Genomic DNA, 2100 nt, shown 5'->3' with positions numbered 1-2100 from the left:
ACTTTCAATCTCTCACAAATTTGTGCAAGTTGAAGATAATTCATTGAATTTTCATCAATTCCTAGTCTAAATTTTACAGATACTGGTAAATCAGTATTGTTCTTACAAGCTCTGATAACATCTTCCGCAAGGTTTAAATCCCCCATCAATGCTGAGCCATCTCCATTTTTGAATATTTTAGGAGCTGGACATCCCATATTGATATCGATAGATTTAAAATTATAATTTTCAGTCAGAAATCTAGTTGCATAAGCCATGATTTCTGGTTCATGCCCAAATATTTGTACAGATGTGCTATTTTCTCTTGGATCTGTGTCTAAAAGTTTCTTTGTTTTTTTGTCATCATAGTAAAGTGCTTTGGCGCTTATCATTTCTGTAAAGCACAAACCAGCTCCCAATTCTCCACAAATTATTCGAAAAGGAATGTCTGTTACTCCAGCTAACGGCGCCAAAAACAAATTACTATTCAAGTTTAATTTTTCTTTAATCATTTCTATTTAAATCGTTAATAATTTTTAAGCCATCCAAAGTTATGAGTTTGTCAATAATTGTGATGTACTTGGATCGTTTTGCGATCAAATACGAAAAACCGCCTGTTGCAATTATTGTAACTTCATCTTTTGTTTTATGTCTTTCTTCTAGGATTTTTTCGATAATATAATCTATTAATCCTATAAATCCGAACACAACCCCTGATTGCATACTACTTACAGTGCTGTCTCCAATAACTTTATCCGGCATTTCTATTTCAATCTTAGGTAGCTTAGCTGTCCTCATAAAAAGTGCTTCAGACGATATTGCTATCCCTGGGGCAATCGCTCCTCCCAAGTATTCTTTATTTTCTGAAATATAATCAAAAGTAATCGCCGTTCCAATATCAACTATTATTATTGGTGTTGAATATTTTTGACAGGCGCTTACTGCGTTAATTATTCTGTCAACTCCAACTTCTTTAGGACTGGCATATTTATTAATTATTCCTGTTCTTATTTTTTCATCTACTATTAAAGGTTCAATTCCCAAACATTTTTTGACTGCTTTTGGAATAGTAGGCATCAAGTTCGGTACTACAGAGCCTATTATAGCTTCTTTTACTTCTGATTTTTTTATATTTGAATAATCCAAAGCTTGTCTGAGTGTTAGTGCGTACTCATCACTGGTTTTACGCAAATCTGTGGATATTCTCCATTCAAAAATTAATTCATCTTCCTTGAAAAAACCAAATACAATATTTGTATTTCCAATATCAATTACAAGTAAAATATCTTCCACCTTCTTTATTTGTTTTCAATAGATGCTTTGATAAATCCATTGAATAAAGGATGAATTCTGTTAGGTCTTGATTTGAATTCTGGATGGAATTGGCAACCTAAGAAGAATTTATTTTGTGGTATTTCAAGCATTTCTACCAAGTTATATTGGTCATTAATTCCTGAGAATACGACATTGTTTTGTTCAAATTGTTCTCTGTAGTCGTTGTTGAATTCGTATCTGTGTCTGTGTCTTTCTTGTATGAATTCTTCACCGTACAATTCTTTTGCCAAAGATTTATCTTTCAAGTGACACTCATAGTTACCAAGTCTTAATGTTCCACCTATATCTTCAATATCTCTTTGTTCTTTCATTAAACTTATTACCGGATTTTTGCAATCAGCAACAACTTCTGCCGTATTAGCATCAGCTAAACCAAGTATATTTCTAGCGATATCTATTGCTGCGATTTGCATTCCTAAACAAATTCCGAAATATGGCATATTGTTTTCACGACAGTATTTTGAAGTTTCAACCATTCCTTCCATGCCTCTGCCACCAAATCCTCCTGGAACGATAATACCGTTCAATTCTTCAAATGATTCTTTGATATTGTCTTTGTTTAATTCTTCGGAATTAATCCAACGAATGTTTACTTTGTGATTGTTTGCATATCCAGCATCTATCAATGCTTGTTCTACAGAAAGATAAGCATCGTGAAGTTCTGTGTATTTTCCAACTAAACCTATGTTTACAGTTTCAGTTGCTTTTCTGTAGTTTTCAATCATTTTTCTCCATTTTCCATCTTCTTCGCCTTTGGATTTTAGTTTCATTTTTCTCATTATATAT

At 32.7% G+C, this 2100-nt stretch carries 3 protein-coding genes; all 3 read right to left on the bottom strand.

The window, feature by feature from the left end; all coding sequences use genetic code 11:
* Window positions 1-491, bottom strand: a 491-nt coding sequence (locus KHW44_RS08945; protein WP_304068637.1) for a tRNA-dihydrouridine synthase family protein, incomplete at its 3' end; no start/stop codon positions are given.
* Window positions 484-1272, bottom strand: a complete 789-nt coding sequence (locus KHW44_RS08940) for a type III pantothenate kinase (protein ID WP_094208761.1) — start codon at window positions 1270-1272, stop codon at window positions 484-486. The genes KHW44_RS08940 and KHW44_RS08945, both read right to left, overlap by 8 nt.
* Window positions 1273-1277: 5 nt before the next feature.
* Window positions 1278-2100 (bottom strand): CTP synthase (locus KHW44_RS08935; RefSeq protein ID WP_304068631.1); only part of this gene is annotated, 823 nt, incomplete at its 5' end.

This window comes from Finegoldia magna (assembly GCF_018371055.1).
In the GTDB taxonomy this organism is placed as follows: Bacteria; Bacillota; Clostridia; order Tissierellales; family Peptoniphilaceae; genus Finegoldia; species Finegoldia magna_I.
Note: the sequence above shows the minus strand (reverse complement) of the source record. Positions and strands in the feature narration are given on the sequence as shown.